This window comes from Photorhabdus luminescens subsp. luminescens, from assembly GCF_001083805.1.
GTDB lineage: Bacteria > Pseudomonadota > Gammaproteobacteria > Enterobacterales > Enterobacteriaceae > Photorhabdus > Photorhabdus luminescens.
Genome location: NZ_JXSK01000002.1, coordinates 436,161 through 454,154, shown reverse-complemented (window position 1 = coordinate 454,154; position 17,994 = coordinate 436,161). Strand labels below are relative to the sequence as shown.

Sequence of the window (17,994 nt, the reverse complement as noted above, 5' to 3'; positions counted from 1 at the left end):
GTCGATGAATAACGATAAAAAATATATGGCGTACGCCTTGGAATTGGCACGTCAAGGGCGTTTTACCACGTCACCTAATCCTAACGTCGGTTGTGTGATTGTGCGTGATGGACAGATTGTTGGGGAAGGTTTTCATTTACGTTCTGGCGAGCCACATGCGGAGGTTCACGCTTTACGGATGGCCGGAGATAAAGCTAAAGGCGCAACTGTTTATGTTACGCTTGAGCCATGCAGTCATCACGGTAAAACACCGCCTTGTGCCGATGCGTTGATTGCGGCTGGCGTTAGCCGAGTGGTTGCGGCGATGCAAGATCCTAATCCACAGGTAGCAGGAAGAGGGCTTTATAAGCTGCAACAGGCTGGTATTGCAGTAGAACATGGGCTGATGATGGAGGAAGCTGAATCTCTCAACCGGGGATTTTTGAAGCGGATGCGTACTGGGTTCCCGTATGTTCAGTTGAAGATGGCTTCTTCTCTTGACGGGCGAACGGCGTTGATTTCTGGCGAAAGTAAATGGATTACATCACCTCAAGCTCGCTATGATGTGCAAAAATTTCGTGCTCAATGTAGCGCGATTCTGAGTTCCAGTAGCACTGTTCTGACTGATGATCCTCACTTGACGGTTCGTTGGAATGAATTGGATACGGAAACTCAGGCGGTTTATCCCGAGGAAAATCTTTGTCAACCGGTGCGTGTTATTGTTGACAGTCAGAATCGTGTTGGTCCTCAGCATCAGGTAATACAACAGCCCGGTTATTGTTGGCTGGCTCGCACTAAAGCAGATGAATATGGATTATCTGAAAATGTGGAACAGATACTGTTACCTGCTCATGGTGCTGGAGTAGATTTAGTGTCATTGATGATGCAATTGGGGAAGCGCCAGATTAATACGGTCTGGACTGAGTGCGGGGCATTGCTGGCGGGGGCATTGCTAACTTTAGGGTTGGTGGATGAACTGGTTCTTTACGTTGCGCCAAAAGTGTTAGGTGATACGGCTTGTGGATTGTTTACTATTCCTGAACTCAAAAATCTGGCAGAGGCGCCGGAATTTGACATTTTTGATGTTCAGCAAGTTGGACCTGATCTTCGTCTACGCTTGCGGCCTGTATACTGACTGAATAGGTGAGTATGAGTTAGTTTGCTTATTTTTATGCTCTGTTGCTAAATCCGCAGGCGCGGCTAACGAAAGAATATGATAGAATCCGCCCCCCTGCGGATATGAACAGATAGAAGGAAGGCTATGAACGTAATCAAAGGTGTTGTTGCAGCTCCACAAGCTCGTGTGGCGATTGCCATTGCACGTTTTAACAACTTCATTAATGACAGTCTGTTAGGAGGCGCGATAGATGCGCTTGAACGTATCGGTCAGGTTGCCTCAGAGAATATCACTGTTGTCTGGGTTCCTGGTGCTTACGAGTTACCATTGACAGTGAAGACATTGGTCGAAACCCGTAAATATGACGCCGTTGTCGCGCTAGGTACAGTTATCCGTGGTGGTACCGCTCATTTTGAGTACGTTGCTGGTGAATGTAGTTCTGGTCTGTCTAATGTGGCGATGTCCAGTGAAATCCCAGTGGCATTTGGTGTTCTGACTACAGAAAGCATTGAACAGGCGATTGAGCGCGCTGGAACCAAAGCGGGTAATAAAGGTGCAGAAGCTGCATTAACCGCACTGGAAATGGTCAATGTAATTAATGCCATTAAAGGCTGATTTTAGTTTTAATTAAGGGGAATCTTGTGAAACCTGCTGCTCGTCGTCGTGCTCGTGAGTGCGCTGTTCAGGCTATATATTCATGGCAATTATCTGGCAATAGCATTGCTGATGTTGAATTACAGTTTCTGTCGGAGCAGGACGTCACTGGCGTTGACGTAACCTATTTTCGTGAATTGCTGTCAGGAGTAGCTGTGAATGCAGTTAGGCTGGATGCTTTGATGGCTCCTTATCTTTCCCGTCAGCTCGAAGAGTTAGGTCAGGTAGAAAAAGCCATTTTACGTGTTGCTATGTTTGAACTAAGTTATCGTGATGATGTCCCTTATAAAGTGGCTATTAACGAAGCTATCGAATTGGCAAAAGTCTTCGGTGCTGAAGATAGTCACAAATTCGTGAACGGAGTATTGGATAAATCTGGTCCGGCAGTACGCAGAAAAAGATAAGCTACTGCTTGTCGGGTTTTTCCCACCGTAGACGATGATTTGTAAGGCCGGGATACCGGCCTTATGTTCATGATCATCTGTAATTTTTGGGATTTTATTATGGCATGTGGCGAATTTGACCTCATTGCACGTTATTTTGATCGCCAGGAGACTAACCGGCGTGATGTAAATTTAGGTATTGGCGATGACTGTGCACTGATGACGTTGGCCGATAAACAACAATTGGCGGTTAGTACGGATACCTTAGTTTCAGGCATTCATTTTTTACCTGATATCTCCCCTGAAGATTTAGCTTACAAATCTCTCGCTGTGAATCTTAGTGATCTGGCTGCGGTCGGCGCTGATCCTGCCTGGCTTTCATTGGCGTTAACATTACCAGAAGTGGATGAACGCTGGCTGAGTAGTTTCAGTGACAGTTTGTTTGAGCAATTGCGTTATTACGGTATGCAGCTTATTGGTGGTGACACTACCCGCGGTCCGATGAGTCTGACGTTGACGATTCATGGTTTGGTTCCCGTAGGCAGGGCGTTACTGCGTACTGGCGCAAAAAATGGCGATTGGATTTATGTGAGTGGATCATTGGGTGATAGTGCGGCGGGTTTGGCCCTGTTACAAAACCGTCTGCAAATTTCTGATCCGGTATCTCGCAACTGGTTGGTTCAGCGCCATCTCAGGCCACAACCTCGTATTTTGCAAGGGCAAGCACTACGTGGCTTGGCGACATCAGCTATTGATTTGTCTGATGGTTTGATTTCCGATTTGGGTCACATTCTGAAAGCCAGCCGATGTGGAGCCAGAATAAATCTGGATGCAATTCCTTACTCTGATGCGATGAAACAATATGTTGAACCACAACAAGCTTTGATGTGGGCTTTGAGTGGTGGGGAAGACTATGAATTATGTTTTACCGTCCCGGAGAGGAATCGCGGTGCGTTGGAAATTGCGTTGGCGCATACCGGTGCTGGTTTTAGCTGTGTTGGACAGATTATGGCGGAATCGGAGGGAGTTCGTTACTACAGCAATAATAAAGAGATTAAATTAGATCTGAAAGGGTTCGATCACTTTATTACCGAGGAAGCACATGGATAAGGCAAAGCGTCGTTTACGGATGAGTAATCCCTGGCATCTATTAGCGACAGGTTTTGGCAGTGGGTTGTCGCCGGTTGTGCCGGGGACAATGGGATCGGCGGCGGCTATTCCATTCTGGTTATTGTTGATTCAGTTTCCCGAATGGATTTGTTGGTTGGTTATTATTGTCGGGATGTTTTTCGGCATAATGATTTGTCAGCGTACTTCTGATGATATGAAGGTTCATGACCACGGTAGTATTGTCTGGGATGAATTTATCGGTATGTGGATCACATTGATGGCAATTCCGGTGGTTAACTGGCAATGGGTTTTGACCGGTTTTGTGGTGTTCCGAATTCTGGATATGTGGAAACCGTGGCCAATTCGCTGGTTTGATCGCTATATTCATGGCGGATTAGGTATTATGTTGGATGATATTATCGCCGCTGTATTTTCTTTCGTTATCGTTTGGTTATTGGCGTTTTATCAGGTTTTGACTTTTTGAGGTGTGGTGTAGATGGAAAGTCTAATGAAATTACTGTAATTCCCGAACGCCTGAACAGGTTGCCACTGAAAGGTAATATCGTTGCTTTTTGCTTTATACTTCAGCATTTTCTTCTCTGGGCTAAGATTGCCTAATATCAAAATTAGGACTACGATAGTACTACAAAAATCAGCATGTACGAGGTATTAAATGGGTACTGAAACTTATGTTCGCACACGTATAGATCCTGCAATTAAGCAAGAGGCAACCGATGTTTTAGCTGCTATTGGGATTAAAATGTCTGACTTTCTACGCATTGCTGTAACGATGGTGGCCAAAGAAAAGGCGCTACCTTTCGAGATCAAGAAAATCCCTAACAGAGTTACTGTTGAGGCTATGAATGAGGCGAGAAGCTCAATGAATGCACGTTTTAACGATGCGGATGATTTAATTCATGACATTGAAAAAGACTGCGGTAAGTAAGTGGTTATCCCGCCGAAACTTAAAATTTCTACCGAAATATTGACGGGAGAAATATCTGAATAAGATCTTTTTTCTTATTACTAATGTTCTTGTTATCAGTAGAGTCATTGTAAATAAGTAATCCACCATCATCAGTTCTATTCTGGTTGGTTGATCACTCTATATCAAATAATGCTCGGGGGAATCCATCATTATTAGGTAGCCCCATTGCTGTTAAATTGCATCCGGGTAGTTCTGGCTTGCTATCTATTAAATCTGCTACAGTGGATATCCATTTTGAACTTGGGCCGATCTCTTTAATCAAGAACCATAATATAGCAGTCATGCCGTACATTCTTTCATAGGAATCATCAGTTAATCCTAATTTATTAAAAAAAGGATGATTTGGTAGTGGCTTGAGTTTTGGTTCGTTAACTTTATTCCAAATCCGGGAGTGATGTGCGCATCGATTCCTAAGTACATTCATTGCACTTAGCCAGTTCTGTAATATTGGGCCATTTCCTGGCGGAATACCTAACCTAGCAAGAATATCATTCCTGTATTTATCTTTAAGCATAGCGTAATATTTCGACATTAGACCAAAGTCCCAAATTTCAATAACTACCCAAAATGGTATTCCTTTATATCGTCTTTCATGCCATTTGATAAAATCCTCTCGGCTTTTTGATATCTCTTTTGAGTGTTTTTCTAGCCATTCATTTCTTGCGCTATTTCTACCATTTTTACGTAGTACTAGATGCTTTGGGTTGATAAATGAATCATCAAAATAGGCAAGAGGGTTGTATTTGCCTATATTACTTATTTACTTATTTACTTATTTACTTATTTACTTATTTACTTATTTACTTATTTACTTATTTACTTATTTACTTATTTACTTATTTACTTATTTACTTATTTACTTATTTACTTATTTACTTATTTACTTATTTACTTATTTACTTATTTACTTATTTACTTATTTACTTATTTACTTATTTACTTATTTACTTATTTAACCCTTGTTCGTCATTTTTTGCGAGTTATCCATGTTTCATTTACAATAATTATACCTACAGATGTAATTATTATTTTTAAATAAATGAGTTATTATTTGTTTGATGATGAATTTCTATTTATTATAGAAAATAAAATTTACAAAGATATTAATTATAATATGCCAAATTTTCATAATTAGCATGAAAATCACATTTATTTTTATCAATAAATAAATTATATGGTTAATTAACTATGTTGCTATATATAATAGTAAGGATAATAGGATAATAGGATAATAGGATAATAGGATAATAGGATAATAGGATAATAGGATAATAGGATAATAGGATAATAGGATAATAGGATAAATACCCTATTACCCTTATACACTCAGGAAAATAGCCTTTTATTGATGCTATTTTGAATACCTGCGGCATCAAGTCCTAAATCCGCTCTGATTTCTTCCTGGCTACCTTGTGGTATAAACTGGTCAGGCAAGCCAATATTCAGAATCTGCACAAGACGGCCTTCCTGCATTAATAGTTCATTAACGCCACTTCCAGCGCCGCCCATAATGGCATTTTCTTCCAACGTGACCAATAAATCATGGTTATCGGCCATGTCTAATACCAATTCTTTATCCAGTGGTTTAATGAAGCGCATATCAACAACAGTCGCATCTAGTGATTCTGCTGCTGTCATTGCATCAGGTAATAGGGTACCAAAGTTCAGGATCGCAACTTTCTTACCCTGACGGCGAATAACGCCTTTACCAATTGGTAATTGTTCAAATGGTTGGCGTTCCGCACCCGTTCCGGTTCCTCGTGGATAGCGCACGGCTACTGGACCTTGCTGATAATGATAGCCAGTGTGTAGCATCTGGCGGCATTCGTTCTCATCACTGGGCGCCATAATGACCATGTTGGGGATGCAACGGAGGAATGAGAGATCAAAAGCGCCTTGATGTGTCTGACCATCAGCACCCACGATACCGCCGCGATCTATTGCAAATAAAACAGGCAGATTCTGAATGGCGACATCATGAATAACCTGGTCATAAGCACGTTGGAGGAATGTCGAATAGATGGCGACAATCGGCTTGTAACCACCAATGGCCAAACCTGCGGCAAAAGTCACGGCGTGTTGTTCCGCAATAGCGACATCAAAGTATTGATCAGGATATTCGCGGGAAAAACGCACCATACCAGAGCCTTCACGCATGGCGGGTGTGATTGCCATCAGTTTTTTGTCGATAGCGGCCTCTTCGCATAACCAGTCTCCAAAGATTTTGGAGAAAGTAGGGCGGTTATCGGAGCTTTTAGGTAATGCGCCAGTGGTCGGATCAAATTTAGGTACCGCATGCCAACTGATAGGATCTTTTTCGGCGGGTGCATAGCCACGGCCCTTTTTGGTCATGATGTGCAGTAGCTGTGGCCCTTTCAACTCACGCATATTTTTCAGCGTTTGGGTCAATGTCAGTACATCATGTCCGTCAATGGGGCCAATGTAATTAAAGCCCAATTCTTCAAACAGAGTGCCAGGAACAACCATGCCTTTGATATGTTCTTCTGTTTTTTTCAGTAGTTCTTTAATCGGCGGCAGGTTGGAAAAGACTTTTTTCCCGCCTTCCCGCAATGTGGTGTAGAGTTTACCGGATAGAAGTTGAGCCAGATGGTTATTTAACGCTCCAACATTCTCTGAGATAGACATTTCGTTGTCATTAAGAATGACCAGCATATCCGGGTCGATATCCCCGGCATGGTTCATTGCTTCAAAAGCCATACCTGCTGTTATTGCGCCATCACCGATAACACAAACTGTGCGGCGGCCTTTGCCTTCGCGTTGAGCGGCAATTGCCATACCTAAGCCCGCACTAATAGAGGTTGATGAGTGACCAACACATAAGGTGTCGTATTCACTTTCATCTCTCCACGGGAAAGGGTGAAGCCCATTTTTTTGACGAATCGTATTAATACGATCTCGGCGTCCTGTCAGGATTTTGTGGGGGTAAGCTTGATGGCCGACATCCCATACCAATTTATCAAAAGGAGTTTTGTAGACATAATGCAACGCCACAGTCAGCTCAACGGTACCAAGACCGGAGGCGAAATGACCACTAGAGCGGCTGACACTGTTTAGCAAGAATTGCCGAAGTTCATCACATAACTTCGGCAGGCTCTCTTTTGGCAACATACGAAGTTCTTCAGGATTTTCCGCTAATGCCAATGTGGGGTATTTGGCTATATCAATGCTCATTTGATGCTCGTTAAGAAGTGTTTATTTAAATAGCGCTGCCAGTGGGTGAGTTTACCGGCAGACCTTAATTGTTACGTTCAATAATAAAGCTGGCAAGTGCGCACAGCATTGTTGTGTTATAGGATTTATCTTCCAGTTTGCTCAAGGCTTTTAAGGCTTCTTGATACAGCTCGTATGCTTTTTTTTGTGCTTGTTCTAACCCCAATAATGCGGGGTAAGTGCTTTTTCTTAACTGTTGGTCGCTGCCTTGGCGTTTTCCTATCATTTCGGTATCGCCAATGACATCAAGAATATCGTCATGAACTTGGAATGCGAGACCAATCGCTTGGGCATATTGATCCAATTCAGGCAGGGCATCATGTCCACTTTGACCTGCGCCATATGCACCCATTCTGACGGCGGAACGAATAAGCGCCCCCGTTTTATGGCGATGAATTTGCTCCAGCATATGGAGATCAATGTGTTTGCCTTCCGCGGCCAAGTCCAGGGCTTGGCCGCCGCACATACCGGCTATACCACTGGCTGTTGCCAATTCAGCAAGCATTGCGAGGCGATCTGTTGTTGTAACATCCGGCATTTCTCTTTTAGATAGGATTTCAAACGCCAGAGCTTGTAATGCATCTCCCGCCAGAATTGCGTGAGCTTCACCAAATTTTATGTGGCAGGTCGGTTGTCCACGGCGTAAATCATCGTTATCCATCGCAGGTAGGTCGTCATGGATTAATGAATAGGCGTGAATACATTCAACGGCCGCTGCTGGCGCATCCAGATTATCTGCGGATAATCCAAACATTTCACCGACTGTATAGACCAAAAATGGGCGCAGGCGTTTACCACCAAGTAAAGTACCATGTTGCATCGCGTGAACTAGTGGGCTGTCTGCAAATGCCAGTGAAGATAGTGTGCTTATCAGAACGTTATTGACTCGTTGTTGACAGATTTTAAGCTGCTCTTTAAATTGGGTTGAATTTTGTTCAGACATAGGCTTATTCAGTATCCGGGGAGAAGTGACTCAGTGGAGATTGGGGGTCATCGTTAAGCAGAATTTGCACTCGCTGTTCTGCTTGTTGTAAAGTCTGTTGTCCTTGGCGGGCTAATTGAATACCACGCTCAAACTCGCTTAGGGCTTCTTCCAGCGCCAGTTCACCTGATTCCAGCCGGGCGACGATTTGTTCCAGTTCTTTTAATGAGCTTTCAAATGTCATTGACGGTGCAGTTTCTGGCGTACTGTTTGTACTTTCTGATATTGCATTTTTCTTTGGCATAATTTTTTACTATTTACAGAGTTCGCCTAAGGGTTGCAGACTATCTTATTATGCTGGTGCAAACAAATCCTTAACTGATTTTGCGTTTTCTACGCGCTATACCAACGAGATAGTGTTATACTGCGCAGCCTGATTTGACGACCGGGCATACTGTCAGGTTTATTTATCAAAACGCCTAACCACTACTATAACTCACTATGAAGTTTATTATTAAATTATTCCCGGAAATCACGATCAAGAGCCAAACTGTTCGTTTGCGCTTTATTAAAATTCTTGCCAGTAATATTCGCAATGTGCTTAAGACGTTAGGAGATAATATTGCAGTGGTTCGCCATTGGGATAATATCGAAGTTCGTACTAAAGATGAAAACCTTGGTGCTCAAATTTGTGATGCGCTGACACGTATCCCCGGTATTCACCATATTCTGCAAGTAGAGGAGCGTGAGTTTCGTGACATGCATCATATCTTTGAACAAGCTTATGAAGCTTATGGCGAATCGCTCCACAATAAGACATTTTGTGTTCGGGTAAAGCGCCGTGGTAAACATGCATTTACTTCCAATGAAGTAGAGCGCTATGTCGGTGGTGGTTTAAACCAGCATATTGAATCCGCGAAGGTAAAACTTAATCATCCTGATGTGACTGTTAATCTGGAAATTGATCAGGATGTGCTGATTCTGGTAAAAGCCCGTTATGAGGGGATTGGTGGTTTTCCTATCGGAACGCAGGAAGATGTATTATCTCTAATTTCTGGGGGTTTTGATTCTGGTGTTTCCAGCTATATGCTAATGCGTCGTGGCTGCCGTGTTCACTATTGCTTTTTCAATCTTGGCGGTTCTGCTCATGAAATTGGCGTGAAGCAGGTTGCTCATTATCTTTGGAATCGTTTTGGCAGTTCCCATAAAGTCCGTTTCGTTGCGGTGGATTTTGAACCTGTTGTCGCTGAAATTTTGGAAAAAATTGATGACGGCCAAATGGGGGTGGTGCTTAAACGGATGATGGTAAGAGCGGCATCTAAAGTTGCAGAGCGTTATGGTGTGCAGGCAATTGTTACCGGTGAGGCTTTGGGGCAAGTTTCCAGCCAGACACTCACTAATTTGCGTTTAATTGATAATGCATCGGATACATTGATTCTGCGACCGCTGATTTCTCATGATAAAGAGCACATTATCAGGTTGGCACGTGAAATTGGCACTGAGGATTTTGCCCGTACAATGCCTGAATTCTGTGGTGTTATTTCCAAAAGTCCGACAGTAAAAGCCGTTAAAGCTAAAATTGAAGCGGAAGAAGCCAATTTCGATTTTAATATTTTGGAAAAAGTTGTCAGTGAAGCTCAGAATATTGATATTCGCCAGATCGCAGAACAAAGCAATGAGCAAGTAGTTGAAATTGAAACGGTGACAGCATTCGCTCCAACGGATGTGTTATTGGATATTCGTTCTCCTGATGAACAAGATGATCGGCCATTGCAGTTAAATGGTGTGGAAATCAAATCATTGCCATTCTATAAGTTGAGTAGTCAGTTTGGTGATTTGCCAAAGGAGAAGACTTATCTGCTCTATTGTGAACGTGGAGTAATGAGTCGTTTGCAGGCACTTTATTTATCTGAGCAGGGTTTTGATAACGTGAAAGTTTATCGGCCTTAATTGCTTTAATTATACATTTCGGGGTTCCTATTACGTGAACCCCGAATCGTATAAAGTAAGATGTTTTTGCCTATTTTTTTCAATCCTGATAAGAATATACACCCAGTGGCAATATGAGTTGAGCCGCCACCTCTGCTGCTGTTTCTCGTCCTTTTAATAATTCGATGAGTTTTAATGCGAAATCGAAAGCTGTCGCTGGCCCCTGACTGGTCAATAGATTGACGTGATCATCAAAACAGACTCTGCAATCAATCCATTTGTCGGACGAAATTTTGTCTTGCAAACCGGGGTAACCGGTCATTTTGCCAGTAGGAAATAAATTATGGTGTTCAAGTACGATAGCAGGCACGGCACAAATTGCAGCGATAATTTTCCCTTGATAATGTGCCTTGCGGATTTTTTCGATAACGAGTGGATTATCACGGAAACACTCGGCGCCTTGCATACCGCCGGGTAAGATGATGGCATCGAAAGATTCATCAATAACTTTTTCCAGAGGGACATCAGCAACCAATTTTACGCCTCTGGAGCAAGTTAAAACCAATTCTCCATCGCTGGCGGTGCTAGCGATCGTAACACTGATGCCAGCGCGTACCAGTAAATCAATAGTTGTAACGGCTTCTGTTTCTTCACTACCGTGAGCCAGGCAGATGAGTGTTGAAGGGTTCATAATCATCTTTCCTTATGTTTAACTAGGTTATAGATACGGGTATTTTCAGGGGCTGCCAGACCATGTGCACGAGCCCGGCGTAATAAATAACCGGTGATATAGTCAATTTCAGTGCGACGTTTTGCGCGGACATCCTGCAACATGGAAGAGTAATTTTTTGCGGTAAGCTTAATCACATCGTAGACATAGGCAATCAGGTTATCGATCGTGGTATGTATGTTCTCTCGTTGCATAACCTGAATAATTTCTTCGCACAAAATATTCAATTGTTCCGGGTAGCGAAGCAAATCTCCATTCCGGCATTCATAAAGTGCAGTCAGCGGGTTTACGACACAGTTAGCAGCAAGTTTCAGCCAACTAATAGAGTGAATTTCATTATGCCATGCAACGTCTGGCAAAGATTGGTGTAATACATTAGCCAGAGAGCTAAGCCCAGTTGCATTTGACGTTGCTGAGCCAATATGGGTTAGCCCGGAAGCGGTATGATAAACCTGTTGGTCATCCTGATATGCACCGTGTGTCGTGACGCCAAGAAGTATTGGATTAGGCGCTGATAATAGTTCTTCTTGGGTACCCATGCCATTATGTAGTAATAAAATTGGGCAATTAGGTGAAATCTTAGGGAGTAAATTATTCACTGCATCAGCGACTTGCCATGCTTTCAGACAGACAATCAGTAATTCGCTATTAGCAAGATGGTTGCTGTTATTAGTTGGGATTGTCTGGTTGAATACTTCCCCATTCATTTCATCAATATGAACAGATAAATAAGACCGGGAACTTTTTAGCCAACCTTGTACTTGATGTTTTTGTTGTGATAATGCTGCCAGCCACAGTTTTCCTATAGCGCCGCAGCCAAGAACGGTTATCTTCATACGATCCTCCGGGAGAGACGCTATTATGATAATGGATAGAAATAATAAGATCCCACTAATCCAAGTATAGAGCTTTTGCTGGCAATGGAAAGCGGTTATCATGCCAACTTATTGATTATCAGGAGGTCATGGATAATGCCATCTTTCGATATTGTTTCAGAAATTGATATGCATGAAGTTCGCAACGCGGTAGAAAATGCGCAGCGCGAGCTTGCTAGCCGTTGGGATTTCCGTAATGTCAACGCCAGTTTCGAACTAAATGAAAAAAATGAATCTATCAAGATTGCCAGTGAGTCAGATTTTCAGGTAAATCAGTTGGTTGATATCATGCGTGAGAAGTTGGCTAAACGTGGTATCGATGGCGCTGCATTGAATATCCCTGAGGATATGTTGCACAGTGGTAAGACTTACAGCGTTGAAGCGACTCTGAAACAAGGGATTGATACCCCTACGGCGAAAAAGATCGTGAAGCTGATTAAGGATAGTAAACTGAAAGTGCAAGCACAGATTCAGGGTGAGCAGGTGAGAGTGACAGGTAAAGCTCGTGATGATTTGCAAAGTGTAATGGCATTAGTTCGTGGCGCAGAGTTGGGACAGCCATTCCAGTTTACTAATTTCCGGGATTGATTTTCCACCCAATGGATTGATATATCTAGTTTAATGTGGAGTGGGGTATTCCTGACCAGGAATACCCCACTCCCAATCTTCCTTAATATCGAATCGGAGTGAGTAGGGGTTATCGGGCTTGATACTTAATCTATCGTGTTATTATTAGCTATCAATTGTTCAAGTTGTGTTCTGCTTGTCAGCTTAGTATCTACTTTTATGTAAGCACTATGCTCCTCTGGTACAATAACAACGTCGCAAACGCCGGGCTGAACAAGAATTTTTTGTTCCAGCAATGCCTTATTGACGATATTTTCTGGTAGGGAAATTCTGATGCTGCTGACATAAGGAGGTTGTTTCATTGTTATGCTGATAATGAACCAAATGATTGTCAGAACGATACCTGCCGCAAATACCAGCGGTGCTCCTTTTAACTCATATAACCAACCACCAAGGCCGCCCCCTAAAGCGACACCTAAAAATTGGCTGGTGGAATAGATACCCATTGCTGTACCTTTATAACCAGCGGGCGCTTCTTTACTGATAAGTGATGGCAGGAGAGCTTCCATTACATTGAAAGCAATAAAGAAAATTTGTATGCCGATGAAAATTACCCATAAGTGATGTCCCGCCGCCCACAATACAATTTCAGCAATCAGCAGCATAGTGATACACAGTGAAAACACTTGTTTCATGCGGCGCTTTTTTTCTGCGTAAATAATGAAAGGTAAAACAGATAAAAATGAAACTAGCATAGTGATCAGGTAAACCTTCCAATGTTTTTGGGTAGGGAATCCTGCTTGTTGCATCACCAAGGGAAGGGCGACAAAACTTGCCATTAGCAAAGTGTGCAAACTGAGAATGCCAAAGTTAAGTTTTAGCAACTGGCTATCAGCCAGAACCTTACTGAAACTGTGGCGAATAATGCCTGATTCACGATTGAGAATGTGTTTATCTGTGGAAGGAACAGCAAATAATGTTATCAGAATGCCACTCCCGGCCAGAATGGTAATTCCCCAAAATAGACCATTTAATCCAATGGCATTCGTAAGAATTGGGCCAAGTACAATGGCTATGGCGAAAGTTATTCCGAAGCTAATGCCAATAAAAGCCATCGCTTTAGTTCGATTTTGTTCACGAGTTAAATCAGAAAGTAACGCCATAATTGCAGCAGATATCGCTCCAGCGCCTTGTAACGCTCGTCCAATTATTATGCCCCAGATGGAATCACTGAGAGCGGCAATAATACTACCAAGGACGAATAACAATAATCCGCCAACAATTAAGGGTTTACGGCCAATTCTGTCAGAAATCAGGCCGACAGGGATCTGGAAAATTGCTTGGGTTAAACCATAAATGCCAATGGCGATGCCAATAAGTGTTTCGGTCGCATCTTTTAGATGAAGGCCATAGGTTGTTAATACAGGAAGAACCATGAACATGCCTAGCATTCGCAGAGAAAAAACTGAACCTAGGCCCCACGTCGCCCGAAGCTCAAGTGGCGTCATTTTATTATCGTTCATGATTACCTCGAAATATTTTGATGCGTCATTGTAGATAGGTTTTCAATAAGGGGTAAATAGTTAATTGAATTAATAATATTGAAGTATTAAGGAGAGGAGATAATAGGTTGGAAGGAAACTGATGGCAGAAGGGGGGGCCACTGCCATCAGGGAAAATTACCGGACGTAAGTTAGGAAGGCTTCTGAGGGCACATGCGGGTCAATAGACATCATGACACTCAGGGAAGTGATTGCCACAATGGAGAATATAAATAATTTACGAGCCCAAATGCGGTCATTATCAGTTTTGTAACCGGATAACGCCATTCCTAGCCACCAGACGCTTACTGCTGCTGCAACAACCAAATATTTGTAACCAGCGTAACCACTGATGGCTAACATAAGGGTTGCAATCATAAATGCCAGGATATAAAGGATAATGTGGTTTTTCGCCACAGATATGCCTTTAATCACGGGCAGTACAGGAATGTTGGCTGCCTGATAATCTTTGAAACGAAAAATAGCAATAGCATAGGAGTGCGGCATTTGCCACAGGCTGAAAATCAGTAACAGGATCAATGCGCCCGTATCAAACTGACCAGTTACTGCACAATAACCGATAACCGGAGGTGCAGCACCGGACAAACTGCCGATCAACGTGCCATAAACAGATTTCCTTTTCATATAGAGGCTGTAAACCCCTACATAGACAACAAAACCGATAATCGCTAATTGCATTGCTAAAGCATTGGCTGCTGCATAGAGCAGCACTATGCCAGCAATACCCAGTATTGATGCATAAATCAGGCTGATTTTCGGATCAATAAGTCCTTTTACAAGGACGCGGTTTTTTGTTCTTTCCATGATCCGATCAATGTCACGGTCAATGTAATTGTTAAATACACAACCAGAAGCCACGACTAATGAAACGCCGAGCAGAGTCGAGATGAACAAAGGGTAATCAATCACCCCTTTCGAGGCGAGTAGAAAACCACCGATCACAGAAATTAAATTGCCGAAAATAATTCCTGGTTTAGTTACTTGCAGGTATTGCTTAATCATATTATGCAGCTCTTTAATCAACCATCATATTAATGTTGAGGTTGTACATAATCCATAGTGAGCCAACAACAACAATACCGATAATTAAAATGGTGAACAGCAATGCTACTAAGTTCCAGCGCTCTTCTGACGAAGTGTTCATGTGCAGGAAGTAGATAAAATGAACAATAATCTGCACCACAGCCAGAGCGACTACTGTTGTCAGGATAGTCGTATGGGAGGCAGAACCATCCATTACCATCCAAAACGGAATCACTGTCAGGATTACTGAAAGAATAAAGCCGATCAGATAAGACTTCAGGCTACCGTGGCTAGCTCCAGTATGAGCGGTATTGGAATGACTCATTACATAGCTCCTAACAGATAAACAACGGTAAATACACAGATCCATACCACATCCAAGAAGTGCCAGAACAAGCTCAGGCAGTTCAGACGGGTTTTATTGACATCAGTTAAACCGCGGCGGGTTACTTGGATTATCATGATGATAATCCAGACCAGACCACAGGTAACGTGGATACCGTGAGTAGCAACCAGTGCGAAGAATCCAGACAAGAATGCACTGCGGTCAGGGCCGTGGCCGTCAATAATCAAGTGATGGAATTCGTACAATTCCATCGCCACGAAGCCAAGGCCGAACAGGAAAGTCATGGCGAGCCAGGCGTTAACCTGGCCGACTTTTCCTTTATTCATGCCTAACATGGCAAAGCCATAAGTGATACTACTGAATAGCAGTAGGAAAGTTTCGATCAATACGAAAGAAAGGTCGAAAAGCTCTTTGCCAGATGAGCCGCCTGCGGTTCCGTTAACGAGTACTGCATAAGTCGCAAATAGACATGCGAACAAAATACAGTCACTCATCAAGTAGATCCAGAAACCGAATACTTTAGTGGCTCCCGCATCGTGGTGCCCGTGATGCTCGTGGGCATGATTGTGGTTAGTCATAGTTTCAGTTGACATGGTTCAGACCTGCCTTGCTAATTTGTTCATGGTGTTGATTCTCGATTTGCTCAACTTCAGCAACGGGTACGTAGTAATCAACATCTTCATCAAAGCTTTTCGCGATCCAAGTGATAATCATGCCTGCAAAGCTTGCGATAACCAGCCACCAGATATGCCAAATCATGGCGAAACCAAACAGCAAACTGAAACCTGCAATAATTACACCTGCACCGGCATTTTTAGGCATATGAATTTCTTCATACTGAGCAGGACGTTTATAAGCTGTGCCTTTTTCTTTCATATCCCACCATGCATCACGGGTTTGAACATGTGGAACTTCAGCAAAGTTATAAAACGGCGGTGGAGAAGATGTTGCCCACTCCAGAGTACGTCCGCCCCAAGGGTCACCGGTCAGATCACGGTTTTGGTCACGGTCACGGATACTAACGTAGAATTGAATGACCTGACACAGGATACCAACGGCAATCAGTGCAACACCAATCGCGGAAACGACCAGCAGAGTATGGAATTCAGGGTTGATATCTTGGCTGATACGACGGGTCATCCCCATAAAGCCGAGCGCGTAAACTGGCATAAAGGCGATAAAGAAGCCGGTGATCCAGAACCAGAATGCGCGGACACCCCATTTTTCGTTCAGTGTGAAACCAAAAGCTTTCGGGAACCAGTAAGCAGTACCAGCGAAACAACCGAAGACAACACCACCGATGATCACGTTATGGAAGTGTGCAATCAGGAACAAGCTGTTATGCAGAACGAAGTTTGCACCTGGAACTGCCAGCAGAACGCCAGTCATACCACCGATAGAGAAGGTGACGATGAAGCCAACAGTCCACAACATCGGTGTTTTATACTCAATACGGCCTCGATACATTGTGAACAGCCAGTTGAAGATCTTAACGCCTGTCGGAATCGAGATAATCATGGTGGCTATACCGAAGAAGGCGTTAACATTCGCACCGGAGCCCATCGTAAAGAAGTGATGCAGCCATACGATAAACGACAATACGGTGATGGCAATGGTTGCCCATACCAGAGAAGTGTAGCCGAATAGTCGTTTTTTCGAGAACGTCGCAGTCACTTCAGAGAAAACACCAAAGACCGGCAGCACCAGAATATAAACTTCAGGGTGACCCCAAGCCCATATCAGGTTGATATACATCATCATGTTACCGCCCATATCATTGGTAAAGAAATGGGTGCCCATATAGCGGTCAAAAGTTAGCAGGGCAATGGTAACAGTCAGAATCGGGAATGCGGCGATGATCAGTACGTTAGTACAGAGTGCTGCCCAAGAGAATACAGGCATTTTCATCATCGACATGCCAGGCGCACGCATACGCAGGATCGTCGCAAAGAAGTTAACGCCTGTCAGCAAGGTACCGATACCGGATATCTGAAGACTCCATATCCAATAATCGACTCCAACGCCGGGACTATATTCTATACCTGAGAGCGGAGGATAAGCTAACCAACCGGTTTGAGCGAATTCACCTACACCCAGAGAGATGTTAATCAGCGCAACGCCAACGACGAAGAACCAGAAGCTCAGTGAGTTCAGGAATGGGAATGCCACGTCACGAGCGCCGATCTGTAGTGGAACCACGATGTTCATCAGGCCGACGACAAACGGTGTCGCCATGAAGAAAATCATGATGACCCCGTGGGCGGTAAAGATCTGGTCATAGTGATGCGGCGGCAAGAAACCGGCTTCACCCGCAGAGGCGACAGCCTGTTGACCACGCATCATGATGGCATCGGCAAAGCCGCGGAGCATCATGACCAGCGCCACGATAATGTACATAATACCGATTTTCTTGTGGTCAACGCTGGTTAACCACTCGCTCCACAGCCATTTCCATTTACGGAAATAGGTCAGGGCTCCGACAATCGCGAGCCCTGCGAAGAGAATCCCTGCAAGAGTGACCATGACGATGGGCTCATGCAATGGGATTGCATCAAGTGTTAATTTTCCCAACATTACT

At 43.5% G+C, this 17,994-nt stretch carries 18 protein-coding genes and 1 pseudogene; 8 read left to right on the top strand and 11 right to left on the bottom strand.

The window, feature by feature from the left end:
• Positions 1-4 precede the first annotated feature (4 nt).
• The 6 genes from ribD (at position 5) to TI10_RS06925 (ending at position 4,189) form a co-directional block, all read left to right on the top strand.
• A complete protein-coding gene (gene ribD / locus TI10_RS06950; RefSeq protein ID WP_049582588.1) occupies positions 5-1,114 on the top strand; it encodes a bifunctional diaminohydroxyphosphoribosylaminopyrimidine deaminase/5-amino-6-(5-phosphoribosylamino)uracil reductase RibD in 1,110 nt (369 codons plus the stop codon).
• A 126-nt stretch (positions 1,115-1,240) separates the two neighbouring features.
• Positions 1,241-1,711: a 6,7-dimethyl-8-ribityllumazine synthase gene (gene ribH, locus TI10_RS06945; protein WP_049582587.1), complete on the top strand. Its 471-nt coding sequence runs from the start codon at positions 1,241-1,243 to the stop codon at positions 1,709-1,711.
• 26 nt (positions 1,712-1,737) lie between these two features.
• Positions 1,738-2,154, top strand: a complete 417-nt coding sequence (nusB, locus tag TI10_RS06940; RefSeq protein ID WP_049582586.1) for a transcription antitermination factor NusB — start codon at positions 1,738-1,740, stop codon at positions 2,152-2,154.
• A gap of 99 nt (positions 2,155-2,253) precedes the next feature.
• On the top strand, positions 2,254-3,243 hold the full coding sequence (gene thiL, locus TI10_RS06935; RefSeq protein ID WP_049582829.1) for a thiamine-phosphate kinase: 990 nt from the start codon (positions 2,254-2,256) through the stop codon (positions 3,241-3,243).
• Positions 3,236-3,727, top strand: coding sequence for a phosphatidylglycerophosphatase A (gene pgpA / locus TI10_RS06930; protein WP_049582585.1), 492 nt, complete (start codon positions 3,236-3,238; stop codon positions 3,725-3,727). Before thiL ends, pgpA begins: the two co-directional genes overlap by 8 nt.
• Positions 3,728-3,916: 189 nt before the next feature.
• Positions 3,917-4,189 carry a type II toxin-antitoxin system RelB/DinJ family antitoxin gene (locus TI10_RS06925; RefSeq protein WP_011148029.1) on the top strand — a complete coding sequence of 91 codons (273 nt, stop codon included), beginning with the start codon at positions 3,917-3,919 and terminating at the stop codon, positions 4,187-4,189.
• 154 nt (positions 4,190-4,343) lie between these two features.
• Here TI10_RS06925 and TI10_RS06920 read toward each other — a convergent pair whose 3' ends face one another.
• The 4 genes from TI10_RS06920 to xseB all read right to left on the bottom strand — a co-directional run bounded on the left by TI10_RS06920 (position 4,344) and on the right by xseB (position 8,688).
• Positions 4,344-4,982, bottom strand: a complete 639-nt coding sequence (locus TI10_RS06920) for an Abi family protein (protein WP_336431666.1) — start codon at positions 4,980-4,982, stop codon at positions 4,344-4,346.
• A gap of 575 nt (positions 4,983-5,557) precedes the next feature.
• Complete coding sequence (gene dxs, locus TI10_RS06915) at positions 5,558-7,423, bottom strand: 1-deoxy-D-xylulose-5-phosphate synthase (RefSeq protein WP_049582584.1); 1,866 nt, start codon at positions 7,421-7,423, stop codon at positions 5,558-5,560.
• Positions 7,424-7,487: 64 nt separating this feature from the next.
• On the bottom strand, positions 7,488-8,405 hold the full coding sequence (gene ispA / locus TI10_RS06910) for a (2E,6E)-farnesyl diphosphate synthase (RefSeq protein ID WP_049582583.1): 918 nt from the start codon (positions 8,403-8,405) through the stop codon (positions 7,488-7,490).
• Positions 8,406-8,409: 4 nt separating this feature from the next.
• The gene (gene xseB, locus TI10_RS06905) at positions 8,410-8,688 is read right to left on the bottom strand and encodes an exodeoxyribonuclease VII small subunit (protein ID WP_049582582.1); all 279 of its coding nucleotides are present in this window, start codon (positions 8,686-8,688) and stop codon (positions 8,410-8,412) included.
• 197 nt (positions 8,689-8,885) lie between these two features.
• On the opposite strand from xseB, the gene thiI reads away from it, so the two are divergent.
• The gene (thiI, locus tag TI10_RS06900) at positions 8,886-10,334 is read left to right on the top strand and encodes a tRNA uracil 4-sulfurtransferase ThiI (RefSeq protein WP_049582581.1); all 1,449 of its coding nucleotides are present in this window, start codon (positions 8,886-8,888) and stop codon (positions 10,332-10,334) included.
• Between the two features lie 79 nt (positions 10,335-10,413).
• Here the strand turns inward: thiI and yajL are convergent, their stop codons facing one another.
• Both yajL and panE read right to left on the bottom strand, forming a co-directional pair.
• A complete protein-coding gene (gene yajL, locus TI10_RS06895) occupies positions 10,414-11,004 on the bottom strand; it encodes a protein deglycase YajL (RefSeq protein ID WP_049582580.1) in 591 nt (196 codons plus the stop codon).
• Positions 10,967-11,879 (bottom strand): annotated as a pseudogene (panE, locus tag TI10_RS06890) (2-dehydropantoate 2-reductase). Before panE ends, yajL begins: the two are co-directional and overlap by 38 nt.
• A 135-nt stretch (positions 11,880-12,014) precedes the next feature.
• Here panE and TI10_RS06885 point away from each other — a divergent pair.
• On the top strand, positions 12,015-12,506 hold the full coding sequence (locus tag TI10_RS06885; protein WP_049582578.1) for a YajQ family cyclic di-GMP-binding protein: 492 nt from the start codon (positions 12,015-12,017) through the stop codon (positions 12,504-12,506).
• Between the two features lie 125 nt (positions 12,507-12,631).
• Here TI10_RS06885 and TI10_RS06880 read toward each other — a convergent pair whose 3' ends face one another.
• The 5 genes from TI10_RS06880 to cyoB form a co-directional block, all read right to left on the bottom strand.
• Positions 12,632-14,008 (bottom strand): MFS transporter, encoded by a 1,377-nt coding sequence (locus tag TI10_RS06880; RefSeq protein WP_049582577.1) that lies wholly within the window; start codon positions 14,006-14,008, stop codon positions 12,632-12,634.
• A gap of 156 nt (positions 14,009-14,164) precedes the next feature.
• Positions 14,165-15,049, bottom strand: coding sequence for a heme o synthase (cyoE, locus tag TI10_RS06875; protein ID WP_011148018.1), 885 nt, complete (start codon positions 15,047-15,049; stop codon positions 14,165-14,167).
• 13 nt (positions 15,050-15,062) lie between these two features.
• Entirely contained in the window at positions 15,063-15,395 is a 333-nt protein-coding gene (locus tag TI10_RS06870; protein ID WP_049582576.1) for a cytochrome o ubiquinol oxidase subunit IV, read from the bottom strand.
• Positions 15,395-16,009 (bottom strand): cytochrome o ubiquinol oxidase subunit III, encoded by a 615-nt coding sequence (locus TI10_RS06865; protein WP_049582575.1) that lies wholly within the window; start codon positions 16,007-16,009, stop codon positions 15,395-15,397. The genes TI10_RS06870 and TI10_RS06865 overlap by 1 nt, the downstream gene beginning before the upstream one ends.
• On the bottom strand, positions 15,999-17,990 hold the full coding sequence (gene cyoB, locus TI10_RS06860; RefSeq protein WP_049582574.1) for a cytochrome o ubiquinol oxidase subunit I: 1,992 nt from the start codon (positions 17,988-17,990) through the stop codon (positions 15,999-16,001). The genes TI10_RS06865 and cyoB overlap by 11 nt, the downstream gene beginning before the upstream one ends.
• Between the last annotated feature and the right edge of the window lie 4 nt (positions 17,991-17,994).